We start from the raw sequence: 1,517 nt of genomic DNA, 5'->3' as shown, positions 1-1,517 counted from the left end.
ACTCTCATTTGACTCTTTCAAACCTTTTCGGAGTTTATATTCAGATACTGCATACACGTACAAACAAAGTACCATAATCATTGCCAGTGCCTGAATACGTCCAATATTTTTTAAAAACACTTCAGATACTCTGAATGTTTTATCTTTGAGGAATTTGAATCCTTTTTCAACCTGGTACTGCCCCTTATAGTATGACAGAGCAGATTCTGGATCTAGATCGAGATCATTTGTTGCAACAATAAATCGACCAAGAATTGCTCTTTCCCTCTCAACATACTTTTTGTTTAGGGAGATACCTCCTTCAATTGCGTATTTTACGATAAGAGTCTCATCTTTAGTAGGCCGCCCCCTTTTCTTTTCAATCCTTTCATGAACCTGCTTAACCGAACACGAATCAAATTCTATCCAGGGGTGTTTCACGATCCAGTCATTGATTGCATTTTGTGCATCCGGTTCACATGCGAAACGTTTTGAAGCCAAATGTTTCAGTGATTTTCGAGATTTGTCCAGTTCCTTCTCGATCTTCTTCTCAAATGTGCTCTCTTTTCTTTTTTGTTGTTCACTTGAATGAAAAACAAACCATTTTTGGCGTATTCCTGCATAATTAGAGAAAGAAGAATAATAGGAGTAGCGATCATCACTACAAGTAATAAATGGTTCTTCGGTTCTCCGAAGTTCATCAGCCTCCAAGATAACCATTGGAACCCTGCTGATCCAGAAGGTATGAATCCCTAGCGTCTGGAGATTCTCCTCTGTGTAAAATGCAGCATCTGCCACATGGAGAACCTTTTCATCAATCTTCAGGTTCTCCTTAATTCCAGTCACCATTCGGAGCAGGGACTTTTTATCTGATTCATTTCCTGAAAAGGTCTGAAGCATCAGAGGGATTCCATACTGGTTTGTGGCCATACCAAGGACAAATCTTTTCAGATCCCACCGACCATCCTTCGGATGACCATAGGTGATTTCTATCTCTTCAGTATTGGTGTCTGAATCATAATCGCCATAGACACTGAAGTTAGTGGTATCGGTATTCACAAGATTGATCGCAAATTGATCCCTTTCCAAACAGTCAGAAACGATGTGATTGAATAGTTCTGTGGGTCCGAATGCCGCAATGGCATCAAGAGTTCGACCTATGACATCATCATTCAGATGATCTGCGGTGATGTCTTTATTGAAGAGACGTTTGAGTGATAAATCGGTAAAGAAGGCGGGAAAAAGGTAGAGACGACGTTCAATATAACCAAGACCGTTGATAGTCATTGCCTTGACAATGTCACCATGACTCAGAGTATGTGGACCATTTTTGGGAATTAGGTGATCGATTATAGTCCCAATATGTAACTCATCGTAACTACCAGCTACCAAACCAAGGTGCCCTATTGTCTTATCGGAGTTTGGAACAAAGACATCATCGAAATCCATGAATAATACATAGAGATCGACGTACTAAGATTTATATTTAAGCTTTTCATAAAATTCAATTTCTCTGTAACGATCTGCGGATGATGGGA

At 39.7% G+C, this 1,517-nt stretch carries 1 protein-coding gene; it reads right to left on the bottom strand.

Going from position 1 to position 1,517, the window contains the following annotated elements; genetic code table 11:
* Positions 1–1,428, bottom strand: a 1,428-nt coding sequence (locus tag DK846_RS17300; RefSeq protein WP_109970260.1) for an IS1634 family transposase, incomplete at its 3' end; no start/stop codon positions are given.
* Between the last annotated feature and the right edge of the window lie 89 nt (positions 1,429–1,517).

It is taken from the genome of Methanospirillum lacunae (assembly GCF_003173355.1).
Taxonomy (GTDB): domain Archaea; phylum Halobacteriota; class Methanomicrobia; order Methanomicrobiales; family Methanospirillaceae; genus Methanospirillum; species Methanospirillum lacunae.
Note: the sequence above shows the minus strand (reverse complement) of the source record. Positions and strands in the feature narration are given on the sequence as shown.